The organism is Chryseolinea sp. H1M3-3 (assembly GCF_029360725.1).
In the GTDB taxonomy this organism is placed as follows: domain Bacteria; phylum Bacteroidota; class Bacteroidia; order Cytophagales; family Cyclobacteriaceae; genus Chryseolinea.
The window spans coordinates 1-1,319 of the sequence record NZ_JARKMY010000013.1; the positions used below are offsets into that span (position 1 = coordinate 1).

At 41.3% G+C, this 1,319-nt stretch carries 1 protein-coding gene; it reads right to left on the bottom strand.

The annotated features are described in order from the left end of the window. Positions 1 to 22 precede the first annotated feature (22 nt). A complete protein-coding gene (locus P2W71_RS21205) occupies positions 23 to 1,057 on the bottom strand; it encodes an IS110 family transposase (protein WP_276373352.1) in 1,035 nt (344 codons plus the stop codon). Between the last annotated feature and the right edge of the window lie 262 nt (positions 1,058 to 1,319).

A 1,319-nucleotide genomic window follows, 5' to 3' on the forward strand; every position in this document is an offset into this window, starting at 1 on the left:
ACAAACGATATCTATGATCAAATCAAGAGATTTGTAAATTATTTTTCAGTGTGGTTTGATACGGAGTTCCACGTTTGATGACAGCCACAATTCGATGAATTAATTTATTTCTTACTGCATTGATGACAGCCATTTTACTTTTTCCCTCCGCTACTTTTCTATTGTAGTACTGCTTTAGTTCCAGGTTATGTTGGACACTACTAATGGCAGCCATGTGAAGCACACGCTTGAGCTCACTGTTGGCAAATTTAGATACACCAGTTCGACCCAAGATAGAAGTTCCACTTCTGTATTCAAATGGAGCAACACCACTGTAACAAGCCAGTTTTCTTCCATCAACGATTTTAGTGCAGCCTTGTGTATAGATGATGACCAACAAAGCCAGTACTTTGCCTACACCTTTGACAGTTGTAATCAAATCAAATTGCTTGTTTAAGTCTTCGTCGGCTTTGATGAACTCAGTGATTTTTTCTTCAACGGCCTGGAGACTTTTTTCCAGTCCGCGGATGGCTTCACGATTAACACGTTCAACAGTTTTACCGGACTCCGAATCCACTTGTTTGAGTTCATTGGTGGAGACCTGTAAACTCTGGATCGCTTTCATGAGACGATTGCGATTAGCGTTGAGATCTTTGAGTTTGTCTAAGGTTAATGCACTAAGATTCAAAGGCTTTGCGTCACTTTGATGAGCATGAACGAAACGCGCGATACGTTGAGCATCGATGGCATCTGACTTACCGCGAACCAGTCCCATGCTTCGTTTGATGTGCAGGGAGCTTTCCAGCCACACATTTACTTGTCGGCTTAGCAGATAGTGAACCAGTTGTCTGGTGTAAAGGCCGGTGTGTTCCATGCAACAAAGGGATTGGTGATCGCATTCACAGGCATGAGTTTTACACCAGGCTTTGAAATTTCTGAATCCAGAGAAGTTGTTGTTGAACTTGCCGTTAAAGAGTTGTCCATCTGAATTATTGATGAGACACACGTCGAGACTTTCTTTGGAGACATCGATGCCGATGATCCAGCGGTAGTTTTGATTTTGGTTTAGGTTTTCCATAACTTAAAGAAGGTTTTAATTGAAGTGAGATGTGGATCAAAACCTTTATAATGGGTCTGTAGCCCGAATATCTATTTGATCCCGCTCACAGAAACAGAGGCAGTCGGACTGAATCGTTTGATAAGCCATCAGCTTTGTTAGCGCGTAGTTCATCGGCTGCCTTTTTTTTTGTGGATAAATGGATAACCGAAACGGTTACCCACTTACCCACAAAATTTACGATTATGAATAAAGAAAGTTAATGAAGTGAATCTAAAGGTTA